The sequence below is a fragment of the Actinoplanes sp. NPDC048967 genome (assembly GCF_040649415.1).
GTDB lineage: Bacteria > Actinomycetota > Actinomycetes > Mycobacteriales > Micromonosporaceae > Actinoplanes.
This window is the reverse complement of the sequence record NZ_JBEZFL010000003.1, coordinates 104,658-125,590: the sequence shown is the minus strand read 5'-3', so window position 1 is coordinate 125,590 and position 20,933 is coordinate 104,658. Positions and strand designations below refer to the sequence as shown.

The 20,933-nt window shown below is 74.3% G+C and carries 17 protein-coding genes; 9 read left to right on the top strand and 8 right to left on the bottom strand.

Features of this window, described 5'->3' with window-relative positions:
- Positions 1-5: 5 nt before the first annotated feature.
- Genes AB0C12_RS13100 through AB0C12_RS13090 form a run of 3 tightly spaced genes read right to left on the bottom strand, consistent with a single transcriptional unit; the run spans position 6 to position 6,138 of the window.
- Positions 6-914: a pentapeptide repeat-containing protein gene (locus tag AB0C12_RS13100; protein WP_360547364.1), complete on the bottom strand. Its 909-nt coding sequence runs from the start codon at positions 912-914 to the stop codon at positions 6-8.
- Positions 911-5,062 carry a Hint domain-containing protein gene (locus AB0C12_RS13095; protein WP_360547362.1) on the bottom strand — a complete coding sequence of 1,384 codons (4,152 nt, stop codon included), beginning with the start codon at positions 5,060-5,062 and terminating at the stop codon, positions 911-913. The genes AB0C12_RS13100 and AB0C12_RS13095 overlap by 4 nt, the downstream gene beginning before the upstream one ends.
- Positions 5,059-6,138 (bottom strand): hypothetical protein, encoded by a 1,080-nt coding sequence (locus AB0C12_RS13090; protein WP_360547361.1) that lies wholly within the window; start codon positions 6,136-6,138, stop codon positions 5,059-5,061. Before AB0C12_RS13090 ends, AB0C12_RS13095 begins: the two co-directional genes overlap by 4 nt.
- A 211-nt stretch (positions 6,139-6,349) precedes the next feature.
- On the opposite strand from AB0C12_RS13090, the gene AB0C12_RS13085 reads away from it, so the two are divergent.
- Positions 6,350-8,896 (top strand): glycoside hydrolase family 16 protein, encoded by a 2,547-nt coding sequence (locus tag AB0C12_RS13085; protein WP_360547359.1) that lies wholly within the window; start codon positions 6,350-6,352, stop codon positions 8,894-8,896.
- A gap of 113 nt (positions 8,897-9,009) precedes the next feature.
- Positions 9,010-10,380, top strand: a complete 1,371-nt coding sequence (locus tag AB0C12_RS13080; protein WP_360547357.1) for an FAD-binding oxidoreductase — start codon at positions 9,010-9,012, stop codon at positions 10,378-10,380.
- A 10-nt stretch (positions 10,381-10,390) separates the two neighbouring features.
- Here AB0C12_RS13080 and AB0C12_RS13075 read toward each other — a convergent pair whose 3' ends face one another.
- From AB0C12_RS13075 to AB0C12_RS13055, 5 genes are read right to left on the bottom strand one after another with little or no spacing between them, the layout of a single operon-like run.
- Positions 10,391-10,948: a dihydrofolate reductase family protein gene (locus AB0C12_RS13075; protein WP_360547355.1), complete on the bottom strand. Its 558-nt coding sequence runs from the start codon at positions 10,946-10,948 to the stop codon at positions 10,391-10,393.
- Positions 10,949-11,002: 54 nt separating this feature from the next.
- Complete coding sequence (locus AB0C12_RS13070; protein ID WP_360547353.1) at positions 11,003-12,628, bottom strand: RecQ family ATP-dependent DNA helicase; 1,626 nt, start codon at positions 12,626-12,628, stop codon at positions 11,003-11,005.
- A 9-nt stretch (positions 12,629-12,637) separates the two neighbouring features.
- Positions 12,638-13,675 (bottom strand): hypothetical protein, encoded by a 1,038-nt coding sequence (locus tag AB0C12_RS13065; protein WP_360547351.1) that lies wholly within the window; start codon positions 13,673-13,675, stop codon positions 12,638-12,640.
- Between the two features lie 9 nt (positions 13,676-13,684).
- Positions 13,685-14,869 (bottom strand): ATP-binding protein, encoded by a 1,185-nt coding sequence (locus AB0C12_RS13060; RefSeq protein ID WP_360547350.1) that lies wholly within the window; start codon positions 14,867-14,869, stop codon positions 13,685-13,687.
- Positions 14,866-15,522 (bottom strand): response regulator transcription factor, encoded by a 657-nt coding sequence (locus AB0C12_RS13055; protein WP_360547348.1) that lies wholly within the window; start codon positions 15,520-15,522, stop codon positions 14,866-14,868. Before AB0C12_RS13055 ends, AB0C12_RS13060 begins: the two co-directional genes overlap by 4 nt.
- Before the next feature lie 106 nt (positions 15,523-15,628).
- Here AB0C12_RS13055 and AB0C12_RS13050 point away from each other — a divergent pair, with 106 nt between their 5' ends.
- The 7 genes from AB0C12_RS13050 to AB0C12_RS13020 all read left to right on the top strand — a co-directional run bounded on the left by AB0C12_RS13050 (position 15,629) and on the right by AB0C12_RS13020 (position 20,922).
- Positions 15,629-16,171: a hypothetical protein gene (locus AB0C12_RS13050; protein WP_360547346.1), complete on the top strand. Its 543-nt coding sequence runs from the start codon at positions 15,629-15,631 to the stop codon at positions 16,169-16,171.
- Complete coding sequence (locus AB0C12_RS13045) at positions 16,168-17,202, top strand: peptidoglycan-binding protein (RefSeq protein ID WP_360547344.1); 1,035 nt, start codon at positions 16,168-16,170, stop codon at positions 17,200-17,202. Before AB0C12_RS13050 ends, AB0C12_RS13045 begins: the two co-directional genes overlap by 4 nt.
- Positions 17,199-17,855, top strand: coding sequence for an ABC transporter ATP-binding protein (locus AB0C12_RS13040; RefSeq protein ID WP_360547342.1), 657 nt, complete (start codon positions 17,199-17,201; stop codon positions 17,853-17,855). The genes AB0C12_RS13045 and AB0C12_RS13040 overlap by 4 nt, the downstream gene beginning before the upstream one ends.
- Entirely contained in the window at positions 17,852-19,039 is a 1,188-nt protein-coding gene (locus tag AB0C12_RS13035) for an ABC transporter permease (protein WP_360547340.1), read from the top strand. The genes AB0C12_RS13040 and AB0C12_RS13035 overlap by 4 nt, the downstream gene beginning before the upstream one ends.
- A 42-nt stretch (positions 19,040-19,081) precedes the next feature.
- Positions 19,082-19,678, top strand: a complete 597-nt coding sequence (locus AB0C12_RS13030) for a GrpB family protein (protein WP_360547338.1) — start codon at positions 19,082-19,084, stop codon at positions 19,676-19,678.
- 244 nt (positions 19,679-19,922) lie between these two features.
- Positions 19,923-20,126 carry a hypothetical protein gene (locus AB0C12_RS13025; protein WP_360547337.1) on the top strand — a complete coding sequence of 68 codons (204 nt, stop codon included), beginning with the start codon at positions 19,923-19,925 and terminating at the stop codon, positions 20,124-20,126.
- On the top strand, positions 20,110-20,922 hold the full coding sequence (locus AB0C12_RS13020) for a hypothetical protein (protein WP_360547335.1): 813 nt from the start codon (positions 20,110-20,112) through the stop codon (positions 20,920-20,922). Before AB0C12_RS13025 ends, AB0C12_RS13020 begins: the two co-directional genes overlap by 17 nt.
- Positions 20,923-20,933 lie beyond the last annotated feature (11 nt).

Here is a 20,933-nt window from a genome sequence, read left to right as displayed (position 1 = left end):
CCACCCTAGTCGGCGGCGACGGCCGCCGGGCCGCCCGGACGCCACCCCGTGGCTGTCAGCGCGGCCCGGACCGCCGGTGCCCCGGCCGGGAAGTCCCGGGCATTGAGCAGAGCCGCGGAACCCATGCCCAGCAGTTTCCGGGCGTGCTGCAGGATCGTGCCGGGCAGCGTGCCGTCGGCGGGGCTCAGCGCGGCCAGGGCACGGTCGGCCTGAGCCACGTCGGTGATCATCATCAGGTCCGGGTCGGCCGGGAGCCGGACCGTCGTGAACGGCGTGCCGCGGAACTCGCAGCCGTCGAACTCGGCCCGGCTCAGGTCGACCTCGGTCATCGGGTTGGTGTCCGGCTTGTCCTCGCCGAGGTGCCGCCCGTCGAAGACCACGTCGCGCAGCGGCCCGGCGAACGTGCACCGGACCAGACTGGACTGCCAGAAGTTGACCCGGTCGAGCCGGGCGAACGAGAAGTCGCAGTCGGTGTACGTCGCGGCGCTGGAGCCGACCGCGGTGAGGTCGGCCCGGACGAAGCTGACCCGCTTGTAGCGGTTGCCCCGGCCCTCGCGCCAGGCGCCCAGCGACGAGCCGCGCAGCTCGGCGCCGGTGAACGTGGTGTCCGCGACCGTCGAGCCCCACAGCCGCCAGTCGTGGCAGACCGCCCGGTCCAGCCGGACGGACTCCAGCGTGCAGTCGAACAGCCGGACCCCGGCCAGCGACGCCCCGGACAGGTCGATGCCGGCCAGGTGGGCGCCCCGCCACTGCGTGACCGCCGCGGCGGCGGGGAACCCGCGGAGGTCGCGCTTGCCGTCGACCTCCGCGAGGTCCAGGTCGTCGAGCCCGGCCCCGGCGGCCAGCCGGGACTGGATCTCCCGGTGCAGCAGCCGGCCGTCCGGTGTCGACCAGCGCTGCCGTAACGCTCTCACTGCCACAGGATGCCCACTCCCGGGCCGTAGCGGGGGCCGTAGTCGTACACGTGCTGACCCCAGCTCTTGGTGGTGGTGAGGTCGTACCAGCCGACGAGCGGGACCGGTCCGGTGTTGGCCCAGTCCGGGCCCGGGTAGCCGTTGGGCGTGCTGAACAGCCGGGCCAGCGCGGGGTCGTTGTCGGCCAGCCGCTTCACCTCCGCGTCGAGGATGTTGCCCTTGATCGTGTTCCGCAGGCCCTCGTTCTGGGCGATCCGCGCCTGGTCCTTGGCCGAGTAGCCGATCTCGCCGTCCTCCCACCGGCGCAGCGCCTCATTGGTGAAGTCGCGCAGCTTGCTGGCCAGCGGATCCGGGTTGGCGATCTCGTTGCCGTAGAGATCCACCACCTTGGCCCCGCAGTTGTGCACCAGGATCCGGAAGGCGCCGGCCTGCGCGTAGAAGGTGTGGAAGCCGCCGACGCTGAGGTTGTGCACGGTGACCGTCGCGGTACGGGCCCGCACGGCGGTGACCTCCGCCTGGCCGCCGACCTCGGTCCGCAGCCGCGAACCCGGACGCAGGTCCTCGGCGTCGATCCACCGGCGCGCGTCCGGCGCCCAGAACGGGTGACTGTCGGCCGCGGTCAGGGTCGCGATCCGGCCGTTGGACTTGATCGTGAGGTCGACCAGCTTCCTGACACCCCGGTCGGTGACCACGTCGGTGACCGGGCGGGCCGCGGTGCGGTTGGTCTCCGGGTCGGTGGCCAGCACCTTCGCGCCGACCGGCACGTCCTCGATGGGCACGGTCCGGCCGTCGGCGAGCAGGATCGGCGTGCCGGCCAGGAAGCTGTTCGGGATCTGGCAGGCCTGCGCCCGTTCGGCGATCTCCAGCAGGTCGTCGATGCGGTCCCGGGCCAGCGCCGCCCGCTCGATGAAGTTCTGGATCTTGGGCGCCAGCTTGCCGAGCTTGATCGCCGTGGTGAGGAAGCGGGGTCCCGGGATGAGCCCGACGGCCGCCCACAGGCAGGCCACGAGGTCGCCGTTGCCGAAGCAGGCCTCGAACTCGGCCAGCCCGGTCAGTTCCTTGAGCAGCTCGCCGTCCTCGGAGGCCAGGAAGTCCCAGACGCTCATCCCGGCCAGCGCCTGATCGCTCTGCAGCTGGGCCTGCTGCTCGGGGGTCAGGCCCGCCAGCAGCTCCGGTCCCGGCAGCTCCGGCGGGTTGCCGGACACCTGGGCGGCCAGGGTCAGGGCCCGGCGCCGGCGGTCGGTCTCCTCGGCGCGTTCGGCTGCCGCCTGCGCGTCGATGGCGTGCTGCAGCGCGTTCGCGGCCGCCGTGGCGGCACTGTCGGCCGCCGCACGGGCCGTGGTCGCCGCGCGTTCCGCCGTCGTCGCGTCGGCTTCCGCGGTCTTCGCCGCGTCCTGGGCGTCCGCCGCGTCCCGGGCCGCCGTGCGGGCTGCGCCCGCGGCGCTGTTCGCTTCCTGCTGGGCCGAGGCCGCGCTGCGTCCGGCGAGGGCCGCGTCGTCGGCCGCCGCGTTCGCCGCGGACCTGGCCGTGCGGGCGTCCGCCTTCGCCTGGGCGTCGGCCCGTCCCGCCCCTTCCGCGGCGCTGCGGGCGGCGGCGCCGTCCCGGGCCGCCGCGGCCGCGGCCTGTTTGGCCTCCGCCCCGGCCGCGGCGGCGTCGGATGCCTGCCGGGCGGCCTCGGCGGCCGCCTCGAACGCCGGTTTGACCTGGCCGTTGGCCAGTGCGGCGGCCTCCTCGGCCCGCCGGGCCGCGGTCAGGGCCTCGGCCGCCCGGGCGGTGGCCGCGGCGGCCTGCTCGGCGCCGATCGTGCGGGCCTGCTCGGCGACCAGGACCACGAAGTCCGCGTCGATGTCGGCCCCGGTGAACGGGCTGACCATGCCCAGGGCGTTGTCGAGCGGCTCGGCGATGCCCGCCGACGAGGCCCGGGCGGCCGCGGCCGCGGTCACCGCGATCTCGGCCTGGGCCGCGGCGGCGACCGATTCGGTGGTCGCCGCGTCGGCCTCGGCCTTGGTCCGCTGGGCCGCCCACAACGACTGCACCGCTTCGTCGGCGGCCTGCTCGGCCAGCCGCACGGCGGCCCGGGCGGCCTCGGCCGCCCGCGCCTGCTGGGCGGTCGCCTCGGCGGCCCGCGCGTCGGCCTCCAGCCGGGCCTGATGGGTGGCCTTCGCCTCAGCCTCGGCCCGGTCGGCGGCGGCGTCCGCCCGCACCGCGGCGGCCCGGGACTCCGCGGCGGCGGCCTCCGCGCGGTCCGCCGCCCGCTGCGTTTCGGTGGCCTCGGCCTGGGCGTTGGCCGCGGCCCCGGAGGCGGAGTTGGCGGCGGTCCGGGCCGCGCCGGCCGCGCCCCGGGCGGTCTGGGCCTCCCGCGCGGCCTCGCCGGCCTGGCGCTCGGCCTCCACTTTGGCCTCGCCTGCCGGTGTCGCCGCGGCCCACGCCCGCAGGGCCTGCGCCTTGGCCTCGGCCGCCTGCAGGGACAGTTCGGCCCGGGTGGCCGCGTCGCGGGCCTGGCGGGCGGTGCCCTCGTGTTCCCAGGCGGTGTACTGGGCCGACACGGCGGCGTCCTTGGCGCTGTCCGCGCGCTGCCGGGCCGCTGCCGCGGTCGCGGCCTGAGCCTGGGCGTTGCGGCGGGCACCGGCGGCGGCCGCGGCCTGCTCGTCGGCGCGCTTGCGGTGGGTCGCGGCGGTGGCCCGCTCCTGGTCGGCCCGGATCCGCGCGTCCCGGGCGGCGGCCGCCTCGGTCTCGGCGGTGATCCGGTGCTGCCGGGTCCGGGCCGCGGCCGCCCAGGCGCGGGCCTCGGCGGCCTGGGCCTGCTCGCGGGCGGTCTTCGCGCGGGCGGCGGCGGTCTTGGCCGCGGTGGCCTGGGCGCGGGCGGCCGCGGCCAGCTTCGTGGCGGCCAGGGCGTGCTGTTCGGCGTGCGCGCGCCACTTGACGGCCTGGTCGGCGTGGGCGGCGGCGCGGGCTTCGGCGCTCTGGGCGTTGTTGGTGGCGATGGTGGCGTCGACCGCGTGCAGCGCGGTGGTGGCCGAGCCGACCGCCGCGACGGCCGCCTGCTGCATCCCCTGCACGATCAGCGACCACTCGGCGCCGTACTCCAGGCCGGTGTCGATCAGGGTGTCGGCCGCGGCGGTCGCGGCGAGGGCGGCGTTGCGGGCCCGGTCGGCGGCCTGCTGGGCGTCGTCGCGCTGGACGGCGGTGTCGGTCCGGGCGGCGGCCAGCCGGGTGGCCTTGACCGCGGTGGTCTCCCCACCGGCGAGGATCCGCTCGGCGGACCGGGCCGCGTTGGCCGCGCCGGCCATCGCGTTCGCCGCGCGTTGCAGCTCGCGGATCGCGTTGCCGTGGGCGATCAGCAGCTGCCGGCGCGCCTCGGACGCCCGGGCGGCGCGCCGGGCCAGCTCGGACAGCTCCTCGGCGGCCTTGTTGCGGGCCTCCAGATCGGCCAGGTACTGCTCCCGGGCGGCGGCGTCGGCGTTGGCCGCGGTCAGGTAGCCGCCGTTCCAGAACGCCGCGATCGCGGCGTCGTCGCCGGCCAGCGCGGCCTCGGCGGCCCGCTTGACCTGCGACTCGGCCGGGGCGGCGGCGACCAGCGCGGCCACGCGTTCGCGCAGCACGGTACGGCGGTCCCGCTCGGACCTGGCGGCCTGCTCGTCGCGGCCACGGGCGATCTCGGCCCCGTACGCCAGGAACACCGCCCGGTCGTTGTCGGTGGCCCGCAGCACCCGGGCGACCTCGGTCTCCAGGTGTCCACCCGGCACGCCGGTGCCGGCCATCGCCCGGATCGTGGCGGTGTTCTGCCGGGCCGTGTCCCGGCGCCGCTGGTCGGACTGCTGTTGCAGGCGCGGGTGCGTCTCGGTCAGGAACCGGGTCAACGCGTCCGGGACCTCGGAGGCCAGCGCCGCGGCCGCCGCCTCCCGGAACTCCGCTTCCTCGTGCGTCTCGGCGATCTCGGCGACCAGCTCGCGGGTGACCGGGTCGGCCGGGAACTCCACCCCGGCCCGGCCGTCCCACGTCCCGATCTCCAGCGGCGGCACGACCAGCGGCGTGTGGTCGTCCAGCGGCGCGGCGATCGGCGGGGGTGCGGCAGCCGCGGGCGGAGCGTTCAGGAAGCCGGTCGACAGCAGCAGGGCGGTGGCGAAGACCGCGAGGCGCCGGCTCATGCCGCGCCGCCGGTCATGCGCTGCTCACCGGCGACCGCCTGGGCGAACAGCTCGGCCCAGTGGGCGGCCTGTTCACCCGCGTGGACCTGCTCGGCGGCCCAGCTGTCCGCGGTCACCCCGGCGCTGCCGGCGATCGCGGTCCAGTTCACGCCGGTCGCACCGCCGGCCGCCTGGGCCACCTGATGCCAGTTGGCCGCCTGCGCCTCGGCGACCTGCTGGGTCTGCGCCCAGGCGACCCGGGCCGGGCCGGTCTGCGCGCCGGCGGCGGCCCAGGCGCGCGCGGCCGCGGCCCGGGCCTGCTCGGCCGCCTCACCGGCGGTCTTCAGCGCCGCCTCCTCGGCGGTGCGGGCCTCGGCGACCAGCCGGGCGGCGGCGGCCCGCCAGGCCATGTCCTCGTCGGCCACGCGGATCCGGAACGCGTCCAGGTCCAGCGCCGCGGCGTTGACCCAGTCGTAGGCGAAGAACTCCACCAGGTCGGCGTCCGTGGCCGCCGGGCGCAACGCGAACGTGGCGGCGGCGCGTACCTGTTCACCCGGCGCGGTGTCGCGCAACAGCGCCACGAAGTCCCGGTCGGCCTGCACGAGCGCGGCCGCCTGCGCGCCGGTCGACTCCCGCGCCTGCCGGTCGCGGTCCTTGGCCGCGGCATATCCGGTACGCGCGAAGTAGTCCAGGTCGGCGGCGGTGCCATCGAGGGCGTACCGGGCGGCGGCGTGCACCTCGGGCGCGAACTCGGCGGTGTGCGTCTCGAGGACCCGGCGGGCGAAGTCGGCGTTGCGCACCTTGGTCTCGGCGGACCGCCGTACGGCGTAGGGGTAGCCGGACAGCACGAACCGGGCGACCGCGGCGTCCACATTGCTGCTGATCAGCGCCGACCAGGCCGCCGCTCGTACGGTCGAGCGGGTGTCGTAGCTGGCCAGCAGGCGCGTGCGGGACCAGTCGGCCGAGTGGGCGGGTGCCGCCGCCGGCCCGGCCGGCTGCGCGGGTGGGGCGGCGGCCCACGCCGGGCCCGGGGTGACCAGAACCCCGGACAATGCGACGGCGGCGACCATTCCCGAAAGCCGGGTTCTCGCATTCATGGCATTCCCATCCACGCAGGGCACGCGTCGCGGCAGATCGACGGCCGTCACAGCGGAACACTTTTCCGGCGGTGTGCACCGGGCGTGGCAGCAAACGGCCGTCTGCTTGCCCGGTAAGAGATTCCCGGGGTAGGCGGCGGCGTCCGTACCGGCGCTGGACGGTTTCTGTACGCCGGCCGCTATAAGTGGTCTGCCGATTCCGGGAGGAACAATGAAATCGTCGGGAACACTGAGACGGGCGGTCACCGTCGCCGCCGTACTGCTGACCGCTCTGGTCGTGGGCGACCCGGGCGCACTGGCCGCGCCGGGCGCGCCGAACCGCGCGGCCGCGGCCCGGGCCGCGGGTCTGGAGTCCTCGATCGAGGACCGGGTCCGCGCCGCCGCCATCGTCGGTGTCGTCGCGCCGGACAGCTGGCTGGTGCTCAACGAACGCGACTTCGTCTTCCAGCTCTGGCAGAACGCGACGAACCTGCCCGAGGTGCGCGGCTCCGCCGAACTGGCCCTGATGAACAGCTCCGCCGATGACTTCGTCGAGTGCACGGTGTTCATCGAGTCGGGCATCAACGACGCCAGGGACCGCGACGTGGCCAACGAGGTCCGCGACGCGACCGCCGCCCGGGAGGCCCGCGAGCTCAAGCAGCGCGCGCTGATCACCGTGCAGATGCAGGTGACCCCGGAGCTGCTGCTGCTGGCCGACCGCGAGTTCGTGTACGAGATCTACCGCGGCCCGACCGGCCCCCGGGTGAAGGCCGCCGCGCTGACCGCGTTCGGCGGGACCGCGCAGCAACAGCGTGACTTCATCACCACCGGCATCGCGCAGGCCCGCGAGCAGGACCGGCTCGCCGAGATCGCGGCGGACCAGGAGCGCACCGAGGCCGAACGCCAGGCGCTGGTCGCGCGCGAGCAGCGGATCGCCGCGGCCGCGGTGCTGGGCGTGGCCGCCGACGAGGGCAAACTGGTGCTCAGCGACGTCAACTTCGTGCGCTGGGTGTGGAACACCGCGCCCGAGCCCACCGAGGTGTACGCCGCGGCCGAGGCCGCCCTGCGCAGCAACGACCCGGCCGACTGGCGGGCGTTCATCACCACCGGCATCCACGCCGCCGACGAACGCGACCGGCAGGCGGCGCTGAAGAAGAAGGCCGAGGAGTACCGGGTCATCATCCGCGGGATCGAGGCCCGGGCCGAGGCGGCCGGGCAGGGCAACCTGGCCCGGGCGGCCCGCGCCGCGCTGGCCGGCCCGGACAGCGAGCTGGCCCCGTTCGTCCGGGTCGGGCAGTACCAGGTGTCCGACAACGAGTGCGCCAACCCGGTGCTCGGCACCGACGCGGCCGGCTGGGGCAGGCTCAGCAGCAGCCTGGTGGTCACCCGGCAGGCGGTCACCGATCATCCGTCGGCGGCCTGGGAGCTGGGCGTGGCCAACGGCGCCGCGACCACCGCCGGCATCTACCTGCCGGAGCAGAAGGTGCAGCCCGGTGCCGTGTGGGAGGTCGGGGCGGACGCGCGGGCCAACGATCCGGCGCGCCTGCGGATGGAGATCGACTGGGTGGACTCGGCCGGCGTGTACCTGGGCCACACCAACGGCGGCTACCTGCCGGTGGCCGGCACCCGGGCCTTCACCCGGATCTCCGGCCGGTTCACCGTGCCGGCGGGCGCCGTCCGGGCCAAGGTGCTGCTGCGGGCCACCGAGCTCGACGCGAACAAGGGTTTCGCCGCCACCATGTGTGCGTACAAGGCGACCCCGGACGCGGACGTCAAGCTGAGCGGGACGTGGGCGGACGGCACGGCGACGGCGATGTGGACGACCAGGCGCACCGACATCATCGGCTGGAACGTGGGCCGCGACGGCACCGACACCCGCGAGAACGGCCCGTGGTCGACCGACCGGACGACCGACATCAGCAGCCACCAGTTCAACCTGCTCAAGAACGGCTCCTGGTATTCGCTGATCCTGATCCCGAAGACCGCCGCCGGGCCGCTGACGCCGCTGAGCATCAGCGTCAGGCCGGGCACCGCGCCGCCGCCGGGCCCGGAGCCGGAGCCGGGCGACAGCGACGGCGTCACGGCGGCCAAGCGGCTCAACTGGGGCGCGCCCTTGGCTCAGCACAGCGACGAGTTCAACTACACCGGTACGCCGGACCCGGCCAAATGGAGTGTGGGCGAGGGGTGCTGGGCCAACCAGCACGCGGCCGGCACCCGCCGGTGCGCCGACCGCACCACTGTGGCCGACGGCAAGCTGATCATGACGGGTCTGGCCAACGGGGACACGGCCTGGATGCAGAGCGACTACAGCACCCGCTACGGGCGGTGGGAGGCCCGGGTGCGCTCCCGCAACACCGGTACGGACAACGGCCGCTACTTCCGGACCCTGCTCATCGTGTGGCCCGACGACGACATCTGGCCGGAGGAGGGTGAGTACGACTTCCTGGAGAACACGAGAACGGCTGCCCCGTGCGTGAACGCGGTGCTGCACTACCCGGTCAAGTCCGGCGACACCCAGCAGGAGCACCGCGAGAAGACCGACTGCCGTCAGCCGATGAGCGAATGGCACAACATCGGCTTCGAGTGGACGCCGGACCACGTCCGCGGCTTCATCGACGGGGAACAGTGGTTCAGCATCTCCGGCGGCGAGTCGTCCACCCGCAAGGCGATGCAGTCGATGTGGCGTGGCCACCTGACCATGCAGTTCGACAACTTCCGCGGGCAGAACATGACCCCCGGGTCGTACGAGGCCGAGTGGATCCGGATGTACCCGGTCTGAGCCCGGCCGCCGGGGGCGGACCGCCGCCCCCGGCAAGTCGTGTTCGCGACTTCACGCGGCGTGACGACGCGGTACGGTCGCCGCATCCCGCCCGTGCGCGCATCGGAGTCGTCATGACCGCCACCAGCACCCCGGCCGACCTGGCCGGCGCCGTCCGGATCCTGCGCCCGCTGTTCGCCGAGCGCCTGCTGCTGACCCAGGACCCCGGATTCCCGGCCGCCCGCCAGGTCTGGAACGCCGCGGTGAAGCACCAGCCGGCGGCGATCGCCCGCTGCGCCACGGTGGCGGAGATCAGCGCGGCGGTACGCACCGCCCGCGACGCCGGGATGCCGCTCTCGGTGCGATCCGGTGGACACGACTGGGCGGGGCGGGCCCTGCGCGACGGCGGCCTGGTCATCGACCTGACCGGCATGCGCGACGTCACCGTCGACGCGCCGGCCCGCACCGCCACGGTCCAGGGCGGTGCCATCACGGCTGACCTGCTGGCCGCGACCGACCCGTACGGGCTGGCCACCGCGACCGGCGTGGTCCGGGCGGTGGGCCTGGCCGGCCTGACCACCGTCGGCGGCTACGGCCCGCTGATCGGCCGGTACGGCCTGGCCCTGGACAACCTGCTGGGTGCGACGGTGGTGCTGGCCGACGGCACGACGGTCGTGGCGGGCCCGGACGACGACACCGAGCTGTGGTGGGCCCTGCGCGGCGGCGGCGGCAACTTCGGCGTCGTCACCGAGCTGCGGTACCGGCTGCACGAGGTGCCGTCGATCCTCACCGGCATGCTGATGTTCCCGTTCGAGCAGGCGGCCTCGGTGCTGTCCGGCCACGCCGAGATCATGGCCGGGGCCCCGGACGAGCTGAGCGTCATGACCGGCTTCCTGCCCGGTCCCGAGGGTCGTCCACTGGCGTTCGTGTGCCCGTTCTGGTGCGGCGACCTCGGGGCGGGCGAGCAGGCGATCGCCCGGCTGCGCGCCCTGGGTGACCCGATCGTGGACCAGATCGGCCCGATGCCGTACGCGGCAGCACTGAGCATGTTCGACCGCAGCATGGTCGAGGGCAACCACTACCTGCTGCGTACGCGCTGGCTGCCCGACGTGCCGGCCCCGGCGGTGGACGCCCTTGTCACCGCCGCGAACGAGATCAGCTCCCCGTTCTCGGCTCTGATCCTGAACCGCTTCCACGGCGCCGCCGCACGCGTGGACCCCTCAGCGACGGCCTTCGCCCAGCGCTCACCGCACACCGTGCTGGAGGTGATCGCCGCCTGGCCGCCCGGGCAACCGGTCGAGCCGCCCCGCGCCTGGGCCGACTCGGTGGCGACGTCGCTGGACGAGCTGTCCCTGCCGGGCGGCTACCCGAACCTGCTGGGCCCGGACGACGAGGACCGCTCCCGCGACTCCTACGGCGCCAACCTGAGCCGGCTGCTGGCCGCGAAACGCCACTACGATCCGGACAACACCTTCGCCTCGGCCATCCCGTCCCTGCTCGGCTGACCCCGGTGATTCAGCGCGTGGGGCGGTAGTGCAGGGCCACCGCGCCGTCGCGGAGCGGCTCCGCCGAGACCAGCTCGAGCCGGCGCGTGCCCGGCAGCCCGCCCTGGTACAGCGTCGGGCCGTGGCCGGCGATCCGGGGATGGACGAGCAGCCGGTACTCGTCGATCAGGTCCAGCCGGTCGAGCTCGGTCGCGAGCTTGCCGCTCCCGAGGAGAACCCCGGCCGGCGTCGCGTCCTTGAGCTCCTGCACGCCCGTACGCAGATCGCCGCCGATGTGGTGGCTGTTGGTCCACGGGAAGTCCGTGCGCGTCGACGACACCACGTACTTGGGTTTGGCCTCCAGCTTGGCCGCCCACTCGCGCAGGGCCGGCGGCGCCTCCACGTCGCCGCGGGCGACGGCCGGCCAGTGGCTCTCCATCATCTCGTAGGTGACGCGACCCCACAGCATTGCGCCGCTCTCGTCCATGAGACGGGTGAAGAGGGCATGCGTCTCATCGTCGGCGATCCCCTCCTGGTGGTCGACACAACCGTCCAGGGTGACGTTGTAGCTGAAGGTCAGGAGTCCCATGGCCGGTGAGCCTAGCGTCACCACGGTGTCGCGGCGCCCAGGCGCGCGTCGGGCTCAGTCGAGGGTGAGCAGCCCGTTGTCCAGCGCCGCCGGGGTCAGGTGCCGGTAGCCGACCGAGTCGAACACCACCGTCAGTTCGTGCTCGTCGCGCGACAGCAGAGTCCCCGCGCCCCACAGCCGATGGTGCACCCCGACCCCACCCGGCACCGCCTGCCGCGAAGGCGCCGACGAAGGCCCCGGGTCAGTCCCCGCCGCATCGTTGTCGCACGTCCCGCAGGGCGGCTCGTAGTGCTCGCCGAAGTATCCCAGCAGCTCCGCCCGCCGGCACCGTACCGTCTCCGCATAGTGCCGGGCCGCGTCGATCCGGCTGGTCAGCACCGCCTGCCGCCGATCACCGGCCGCCGCCACCGCCGAGAACGTCGTCCTCGGCAGCGCTTGCGGGACCCGTACCGCGTCGTTGCCCTCCGGGACCAGCGCCCCCAGCTCCAGCAGTTCGTCGACCACCCGCTCGACGACGTGCCGGCTCATCCCGCTGCCCTCCGCCAGCTCCCGCAGGCTCCGGCGCCCTGGCGCAGCCTCCAACGCGTCGACCACCGCGTGCACCGCGTGCGGCGTGAGCCGGGACCGGGCCGCCAGCAGCCGTGGGATCCGTACCGTGCGCGGGTCGTACACCAGCACCGCACTGGCCGGCGCCCCGTCGCGGCCGGCGCGGCCGATCTCCTGGTAGTACTCGTCGAGGCTGCCCGGCACGCCCGCGTGCACCACCGTGCGGACGTCCGGCTTGTCGATGCCCATGCCGAAGGCGCTGGTCGCCACCACGATCTCGAGGGCGCCGGAGAAGAACCCGTCCTGGACGCGGCCGCGTTCCGCCGCCGGCATGCCCGCGTGGTACGCCGCCACCCGGTACGAGTCCAGCCGCAACCGTTCCGCCAGGCTTTCACAGCGCGCGTGGGTGAGCGCGTACACCAGGGTCGGGGTGTCGTGGGCCAGCACCACCTCGACGGTCCGGTCGTCGACGGCCCGGTCCTCGGGCAGTCCGGGCCGGGTGCGCCGCACGGCCAGGCTGATGCCGGGCCGGTCGAAGTCGGCGACGATCACCTGGGGCTCGCGCATCCGCAGCTGCCGGGTGATGTCGGCCTGCACCGGCGGCGCGGCGGTCGCGGTCAGGGCCAGCACCGGCGGGCGGCCGAAGGTGTCGATGACGTCGGCGAGCCGCAGGTATTCCGGGCGGAAGTCGTGGCCCCACTCGCTGACCAGGTGGGCCTCGTCGACGGCGACCAGGGTGATCGGCCGGGGGCCGGTGGTCAGCTCGCGCAGCGTCTCATCGTTGGCCAGCTGTTCGGGACCGAGCATCACGAAGTCGGTCGCGCCGGCGCGCAGGGCGGTGAGGACGTCGGCGCGCTGGCCGCTGTGCAGGCCGGAGTTGAGCAGCACGGCCCGTAACCCCAGCGCGGTCAGGGAACGGACCTGGTCGCGCTGCAGCGCGATCAGCGGGGAGACGACAACGGTGACGCCCGTACGGGCCAACCCGGCGACCTGGTAGATGGCGCTCTTGCCGCTGCCGGTGGGCAGCACGGCCAGGGTGTCGCGCCCGGCGGCGATCGTCTCGGCGGCGCGGCGCTGGGCGGGCCGCAGGTCGAAGCCGAACACGGACCGGGCCAGCTCAGCGACGTCGGGCATGGGCCGACTCTAGAACGGCTCCCGGTAGGGACGGCTGCGTACCCGGTCGTGGAGCCGGCGCAGCCACGGCCGGCGGACCTCGGGCCGGCGCGCCAGAGTGGCGACGAAGATGCCCCAGTCGGGCCGGAACGGGCCGGGTGGCTGCCGGGGCGGCGGGTCGTCCCGCCGGGCCTCGTCGGGCATCGCGCCCGCCCCGGGCACCGGCCGGCGTTCGCGGTGGAAGGCCAGGTGGCGCCACACGTCGTAGGCCAGCGGGACGGCCCCGGGCGCCGGCCAGAGCTCGCCGTTCTGCGGGTGCCGCGGCACCAGGACCAGGTCGGCGGTGACGTCGGGCAGCCCCGGTCCGGCTACTGCGAGGGTCCGGGCCGGTGTGCCCGCCGGCAGCAGTGTCTCGATCGACCGGCGGAAGACGTCGGCGACCGGGCCGTCGGGCACCGTCACCGGCGTACCGTCGGTTTCGGCCAGCAGGTCGGCCAGCGCGGCCGCGACCGCGGCCGCCCAGATCGGGTTCCACCAGCCGTCCGGGTGGATCGGCGGCAGCACCGGTCGTTGCGCGGGCAGCGCCTCCCAGCTGGTCACCGCCGGCGGGCCGTCGGCACCGGCGAGGCGGTGCACGGCCGGCGGGTGCAGCCACACCGCCTGCCAGTACGAGCAGTCGTCGATCCGCGTGGCCACCTCGCGTCCGCACCGCTCGCAAGCCAGGTTGGGCCCGTCCCGGCCGTCGAGCCCGCAGCAGTAGCCCGCGCTGCACCCCGGGATGAAGACGGTCCCGCGCACGTCACCGGGCGCGATGACCACAGCCCCGCGCGGTCCGCCGGGCAGCAGGTGCGCCGGCGCGTACCAACCCCGGGCCTGCGCCTCGGCCGCGCCGACCTCGTCCCAGGTGCGCCACGGCGGTCCGAAGGGTTCGGGGTTCACCGCGTAGGTGCCGGGCTCCATGAGCGGGCCCAGCAGGTCGTGGCCGTACAGCTGGCCGGCGTGCACCGGCAGCGCCACCCGCGACACCGGCACGGTCAGGACGGCACCGCAACCCGCACACGCGAACACCGCCACAACCTAGCGGTCGGGCAGCTCGACGGTGATGGCGAGGCCGCCGCCGGGGCGCGGCTCGGCCGTGATCGTGCCGCCGTGGGCGGTCACGATCGACCGGACGATGGACAGGCCCAGGCCGCTGCCCTCGGTCGAGCCGATCCGGTCGGTCAGCCGGCGGAACGGTTCGAACAGGCCCGGGATCTCGTATCCGGCGATGACCGGCCCCGGATTGGTGACGGTGAGCCGCTGACCGGCGCAGGAGAGGCGAACCTCGCCGGCGGGCACGTTGTAGGTCATCGCGTTGCGCAGCAGGTTCTGCACCAGGCGTTCCAGCAGGATCGGGTCGCCGTGCACCGGCGCCGGAGCCAGCGAGGCGTGCAGGGTGATGCCGGCGGCCGCCGCCTCGGGCCGGCCCGCGCTCACGAGCCGCTCGGTGACCGCGGCCAGGTCGACCGGTTCGCGGGTCGTCAGGTGCTGTTCCGAGCCGGCCAGCACCAGCAGGCCCTCGATGAGCCGTTCGTGGCGGGCGTTGACGCTGAGCAGGGTCTCGCCGAGCCGGCGGGTCTCGGCGGGCGCGCCGGGCCGGCTCAGGGCGACCTCGATCAGGGTCCGGTTGATGGTCAGCGGGGTGCGCAGCTCGTGCGAGGCGTTGGCGACGAAGCGGCGCTGCGAGCCGAAGGCCGCGTCCAGGCGGGCCAGCATGTCGTCGAAGGTGTCGGCCAGCTGCCGCAGCTCGTCCTTGGGGCCGCTCAGGCCGATGCGCTCGTGCAGGTTGCGGTCGGCGACCCGGCGGGCGGTCGCGGTGATCTGCTGCAGCGGGCGCAGGGTCCGCCCGGCCATCAGCCAGCCCAGCCAGATGCCGATGACGGCGACCCCGGCCAGTGCGATGGCGCCGCGTTGCAGCAGCGAGGTCAGCGTCTGCCGGCGGAACTGCGTCTGCAGCTCCCCGGCCAGCTTCACCAGCTGCACACTCTGCAGCTCCTGGGTCGGGGCCGGCTCCGTCGGGTAGGTCTCGGCCGGGACGGACGGCGCGGCGGCGACCCCCATCCCCGGTACGGCCAGCACGGCGTCCTGGCTGAAGGAGCTGGTGTTCAGCGCCTGGGCCAGCAGCAGGTAGGTGATGGCCAGCAACGCGGCCCCGGCCAGCAGGAACACCCCGCCGTAGAGGGCGGTCAGCCGGGCCCGGACGGTCAGTCGGTGGGTCGTCACGGGATCTGGTACCCCACTCCGGTCACGGTGGTGACCACCTGCGGCGGTCCGAGTTTGCGGCGCAGGTTCAGGATCGTCACCCGGACCACACCGGTGAACGGGTCGGTGTGCTCGTCCCAGGCCTTCTCCAGCAGCTGCTCACTGCTGACCACCGCCCCGTCGGCGCGCAGCAGCTCCTCCAGCACGGCGAACTCCTTGCGGGACAGGGCGACGTGGTGGCCGTCGCGGTAGACCTGGCGGCGGGTGGTGTCCAGGCGTAGGCCGGCGCGTTCCAGCACCGGTGGTGCCGCCGGGCGGGCCCGCCGGCCCAGGGCCCGGACCCGGGCGATCAGCTCGACGAAGGCGAACGGTTTGGGCAGGTAGTCGTCGGCGCCCAGGCCCAGACCGGCCACCCGGTCGGCCAGACCGCCCGAGGCGGTGAGCATCAGCACCCGTACGGGCGAGCCGGAACCGACCACCGCCCGGCACACGTCGTCGCCGTGCACCACCGGCAGATCCCGGTCCAGCACGAGCACGTCGTAGCTGTTCACCGCGAGCCGTTGCAGCGCGGCATCCCCGTCGTACGCGGTGTCCACGGCCAGTGACTGCAGCCGCAGCCCCTCCGCGATCGCGTCGGCCAGCACGACCTCGTCCTCTGCCACCAGTATCCGCACCGGCACATGGTGCCTGGCGAACCCGTTAGAACCCTGTTAGCGCCGGCGCTAATGACCGGTTAACCGGCGTTCTGGTGTCGTGGCTCCGACCCGAGAAGGAGCTGTGATGACACACCGATACCGGATGCGGCTGATCGCCGTACCCCTGCTGCTCGTGGCCGCGCTGAGCGGATGCACCGCCGACAAGAAGGAGCAGCAGGTGGCCTCGGCCGGCGGCAAGCCGAGCGCGGGCGCGTCGGCGCCGGCCGACAACGCGGCCCTGGGCCGCAAGTTCGCCCAGTGCATGCGCACCGCGGGGATCGACGTGCCCGACCCCGGCCCCGACGGGATGGTCGGGATGCCCGCCACCGCCGTCGGCGACGAGGCCTCGGGCAAGAAGATGGATGCCGCGATGGAGAAGTGCCGGGAGTTCCTGCCCGACGGTGGTGAACCGCCGAAGGCCAGCGCCGAGGACCTGGCCAAGGCCCGCGACTACGCCAAGTGCGTGCGGGAGAACGGCGTGCCCGGCTTCCCGGACCCGGACCCGGAGACCGGCGGCTTCAAGATGGATGCGGACGACACCACCGACCTGGAGAAGCTGTCGAAGGTCGGCGACAAGTGCCCGCAGTTCGGCACGGGAGTGATGCCGGGCATCGAGGTGAGCCGGTGACCCGCCGCACCACGCTGGTCGTGATCGCGGCGGTGGCCACCCTGGGCGCGACGGGCGCGGCCGCGGTCGTCCTGGACGACGAGCCGGACACCCCGCCGGCGGCTGCGGGACCGGCGGCCACCACCACGGTACGGCGTCAGACGCTGGCCAAGTCGGTCACCGTCGACGGCGAGCTCGGCTACGGCGAACCGGTCCCGATGAAGTCGGCGGCCGGCGGCACCGTGACGTGGCTGCCGAAACCGGGCCGCACGATCGAGCTCGGCGGCACCGTGCTGCGCGCCGACAACCGCCGGGTGGTGCTGCTCACCGGCGTCCTGCCGCTCTACCGGCCGCTGTCGCCGGGTGTCGAGGGCCCCGACGTCCTGCAGTTCGAGCGCAATCTGCGCGACCTGGGCTACGGCGGCTTCACCGTCGACGACGAGTACAGCGCCGCGACCGCCCGCGCGGTCCGCACCTGGCAGAAGAAGCTCGCGCTGCCGCGGACCGGCACCGTCACCTCGGCGTGGGTGGTCGTGGCCGCCGGCACGATCCGCGTCGCCGAGCACAAGGTCCGCGTCGGTGATCCCGCCTCGGGCGAGGTGCTCACCTACACCGGCGCGGCCGCGGTCGTCACGGTCGACGCCGAGGCCGACGCCGCCGACTGGGCCCGCCCCGGCGCCAAGGTGTCGGTCACCCTGCCCAACGGCAGCAGGGCCCCCGGCACGGTGACCCACGTCGGCGCCAAGGCAACCGCCGAGCAGGGCAAGGATCCGACGGTCCCGGTCACGATCAAGCTGCGCGACCCGAAGGCCGGCGGCGGGCTGCGCGAGGCCCCGGTCGAGGTCACCTACACCGGTGAGCAGCGCCGGAACGTGCTGAGCGTGCCGGTCGCGGCGCTGGTCGCGCTGGCCGAGGGCGGGTACGGCCTGCAGGTCGTCGAGGCCGGCGCCACCCGCTACCTGCCGGTCCGGGTCGGCATGTTCGCCGACGGCCGCGCAGAGGTCAGCGGGGCCGGGCTCGCCGACGGCATGACCGTGGGGATGCCGGCATGATCCGGATGAGCGAGGTCGGCAAGACCTACCCCGGCGGCGTCGCGGCCCTGAACGCGGTGTCGATGCACGTGGACGCCGGCGAACTGGTCGGCATCGTCGGCCCGTCCGGCTCCGGCAAGTCGACGATGCTGCACCTGCTCGGCGCCCTCGACCGCCCGTCGACCGGCACCGTGAGCATCGACGGCCACGACGTGGCCAGCCTGCCCGACAAGGCCCTGTCGGCGTTGCGGGCCCGCACGATCGGCTTCGTCTTCCAGCAGTTCCACCTGGCGCCGGGCGTGTCCGCCCTCGACAACGTCGCCGACGGCCTGCTCTACACCGGCGTACGCCGCCGCGAGCGCCGCCGCCGGGCCGCGAGCACCCTGCAACGCGTCGGCCTTGAACACCGGGCCCACCACCGCCCGCACGAACTGTCCGGCGGCGAACGCCAGCGCGTGGCGATCGCCCGGGCGGTCGTCGGTGACCCGGCGGTGCTGCTGGCCGACGAGCCGACCGGCAACCTCGACTCCGTGGCCAGCGCGGGCGTGCTGGAGCTGCTGCGCTCGCTGCACGCCACCGGCACCACGGTCGTGCTGATCACCCACGACCGGGAGATCGCCGGGGGACTGCCGAGATGCCTGCACATGCGCGACGGCCGGCTGGCGCAGTCATGACCGCCCGCCTGCGTCCCGCCCGCCTGGCCCCCGGCGACGTGCTGCGGGTCGGGGCAGCCGGCCTGCGGACCCGGCCGCTGCGGATCGTGCTGTCCGCGCTGGGGATCGCCATCGGCATCGCCGCGATGCTGGCCGTGGTCGGCATCTCGGCGTCCAGCCGCGCCGACCTCAACCGCACCCTGGACCAGCTCGGCACCAACCTGCTCACGGTCGCCCCCGGGCAGACGATGACCGGCGAGGACGCGAAGCTGCCCGCCGAGTCACCGGCGATGGTCCGGCGCATCGCCCCCGTCGAGTCGGCCACCGCCACCGGCCGGCTGGCGGCGAAGGTCTACCGCAACGAGTACATCCCGGTGGGGGAGAGCGGCAGCATCGCCGTCCTCGCCGCCCGGCCGGACCTGCTCGGCACGGTCGGCGCCCGGCTGTCCGCGGGCCGCTGGCTCAGCGACGCCGCCGACGGCCCGGCCGTCGTGCTCGGCGCGGCGGCCGCCCGGCGCCTCGGCATCGAAGCGCCCGGCCCGCGGGTGTGGCTGGGCGGGCAGTGGTTCAGCGTGGTCGGCGTCCTGGCGCCGGTGCCGCTGGCCCCGGAACTCGACTCGGGCGCCCTGGTCGGCTGGTCGGCCGCGCAACGGCTGCTCGCCTTCGACGGCTCACCGACCACTGTCTACACCCGCTCGGCCGAGGAGTCGGTGGAACAGGTCCGCCAGGTGCTGGCGGCGACGGCCAACCCCGAGGCCCCGAACGAGGTCAAGGTGTCACGGCCCTCCGACGCGCTCGCGGCGGCCCGGGCGGCCGACAGCGCCCTCAACGGCCTGCTGCTGGGCCTGGGCGCGGTGGCCCTGATCGTCGGCGGGGTCGGGGTGGCCAACACCATGGTCATATCGGTGCTGGAGCGGCGCGCGGAGATCGGCCTGCGCCGGGCGCTGGGGGCGACCCGCGGCCAGATCCGGCTGCAGTTCCTGTGCGAGTCGCTGCTGCTGGCCACGCTCGGCGGTGTCGCGGGGGTGCTGATCGGTGCCGCGGTCACCGCGGGCTATGCCGGGTACCGGTCGTGGTCGCCGGTCGTGCCCGGGTGGGCCCTCGCCGGTGGGGTCGCGGCGACGATGCTGGTCGGGATGGTGGCCGGGCTGTATCCGGCGGCCCGTGCGGCGCGGCTGCCCCCGAGCCAGGCGCTGTCGCACTGACATGTCGTAGTCTGGCCGACTTTGCTTCTCCAGGAGGTCGCGATGCCGAAGTATCCGCCGCAGGTCACCCAGCGCTTCCACGGCACCCCCGAGCAGGTGGCCGCCGGCCGGGTGGGTGCACCGCCGGCCAGGTGGGACTCGATCGTCATCGAGCCCTACGACCCGGCCTGGGCGCAGCGGTTCGCCGCTGCCCGCGCCGGCCTCCACGAAGCTCTGGGTGATCTTGTCGTCGACGTCGCGCACGTCGGCTCCACCTCGGTGCCGGGTCTCGACGCCAAACCCATCGTCGACATCGACCTCCTGCTGCCGGCCACCGAGCCGGAGTCCGGCTATCTCCCGGCCCTGGAAGGACTCGGCTACCGGCTGGTCCTCCGGGAGCCGTGGTGGTACGGGCACCGCATGCTGGTCAGCGCCGCCGAGGACATCAACCTGCACGTCTGGCCTCAGGACGCGCCCGAGCCGATCCGGCACCGCCTGTTTCGTGACTGGCTCCGCGCGCATCCCGACGACCGGGACCTGTACGCCTCGGCGAAACGCCGCATCGCCCGGGACACCGTCGCTCACCCCGGCGACTACAACCTCGCGAAGAACGACGTCATCGACGCCATCTACGCGCGGATCTTCGCCGCGACCGACTGACCTCGGGGCTGTCCCCCGGTCCGGTGATGGACTCTGCGTGGCGGCTGCCCTTCAATGAGCAACAGCGTGGTGACCTGCGGGACCGGGCCGGCTACCGGCCGTACCGTCGCGCCCGGCGAATCGCAGATCCCGGTAATTCCGGATTGAACCGGGATGGTCATCGCCGGCCGGGGGTACTCACGCCGCTCGCATTCCCGCACATCGGTCCACCACGGACCGGTCCCTCGAACAGGAGCGAGACGCGATGACCGAGCCGTCCCCGACAAGACGGGCCCCGCAGGAGCCGCAGCTGTCTCCCGAGCAGATCGAAGCCGGCGACAAGTACGCCGACCTGCACGATCCAGGCCCTGGCGAGCAGTACGCGGGCGAGGCCGTCCCCGACCCGTGGGAGGAGGCGTCCGATGGCGAGCTGGAGCCTGGTGCCGTGCCTGGTGACTCTCAGAACTGAGTTCAACACGCTGTCACCCGGCCGGGACAAGTCGACCGACGGGTCCATCGGCGACACCGCACACTCGCAGAGCTCGTCGGATCACAACCCGGACGAGACGGGCAGCACCCCGTACGAGGACGCCGACTCGATCAACGAGGTCCACGCCATCGATGTGGACAAGGACCTGCGCAAGGCCGGCTGGAGCATGCAGAAGGCGGTGGAGATCATCGTCATGCGGCACCGTGAGGGCCGCGACAACCGCCTGCAGAACGTGATCTACAACCGCCGGATCTGGTCCCGCTCCTGGGGGTGGACCACCCGCACGTACACCGGGGCCAACGCCCACACCCAGCACGCGCACTTCTCCGCCCGCTACACGACCGCCCAGGAACGCGACACCCGGCCCTGGGGCCTACTGGAAGCCGAGGACGACGACATGGCCACGATCACCCAGTCCGACTTCAACGCCCGCATGGACGCGTGGTGGACCGCCCGGATGAGCCCGAACGCCCGCGAGAACCCGCAGCGCGCCGCCCTGCGGGTGGCGCCGTGGCAGCAGAACGTGGGCCGCACCGGGCGCAGCGCGCACGAGGTGGTGTTCACCGACATGCTGCAGTTGCTGCAGCAGGCCGCCGGGCAGAACCCGCAGGCGGTGGGGGAGCTGGTGGTGGCCGGGATGGAGGACACGGCCGTCGCCGACGCGGTGATCGGCGCGCTGGCCGATCCGAAGCGTTCCGACGAGGAGATCGCGGCCTCGCTGCGCACCGCTCTGGGCGACCGTGCCGCAGAGGTCGGCCGGCTGCTCGCCGCCTGATCAGGCCCGAG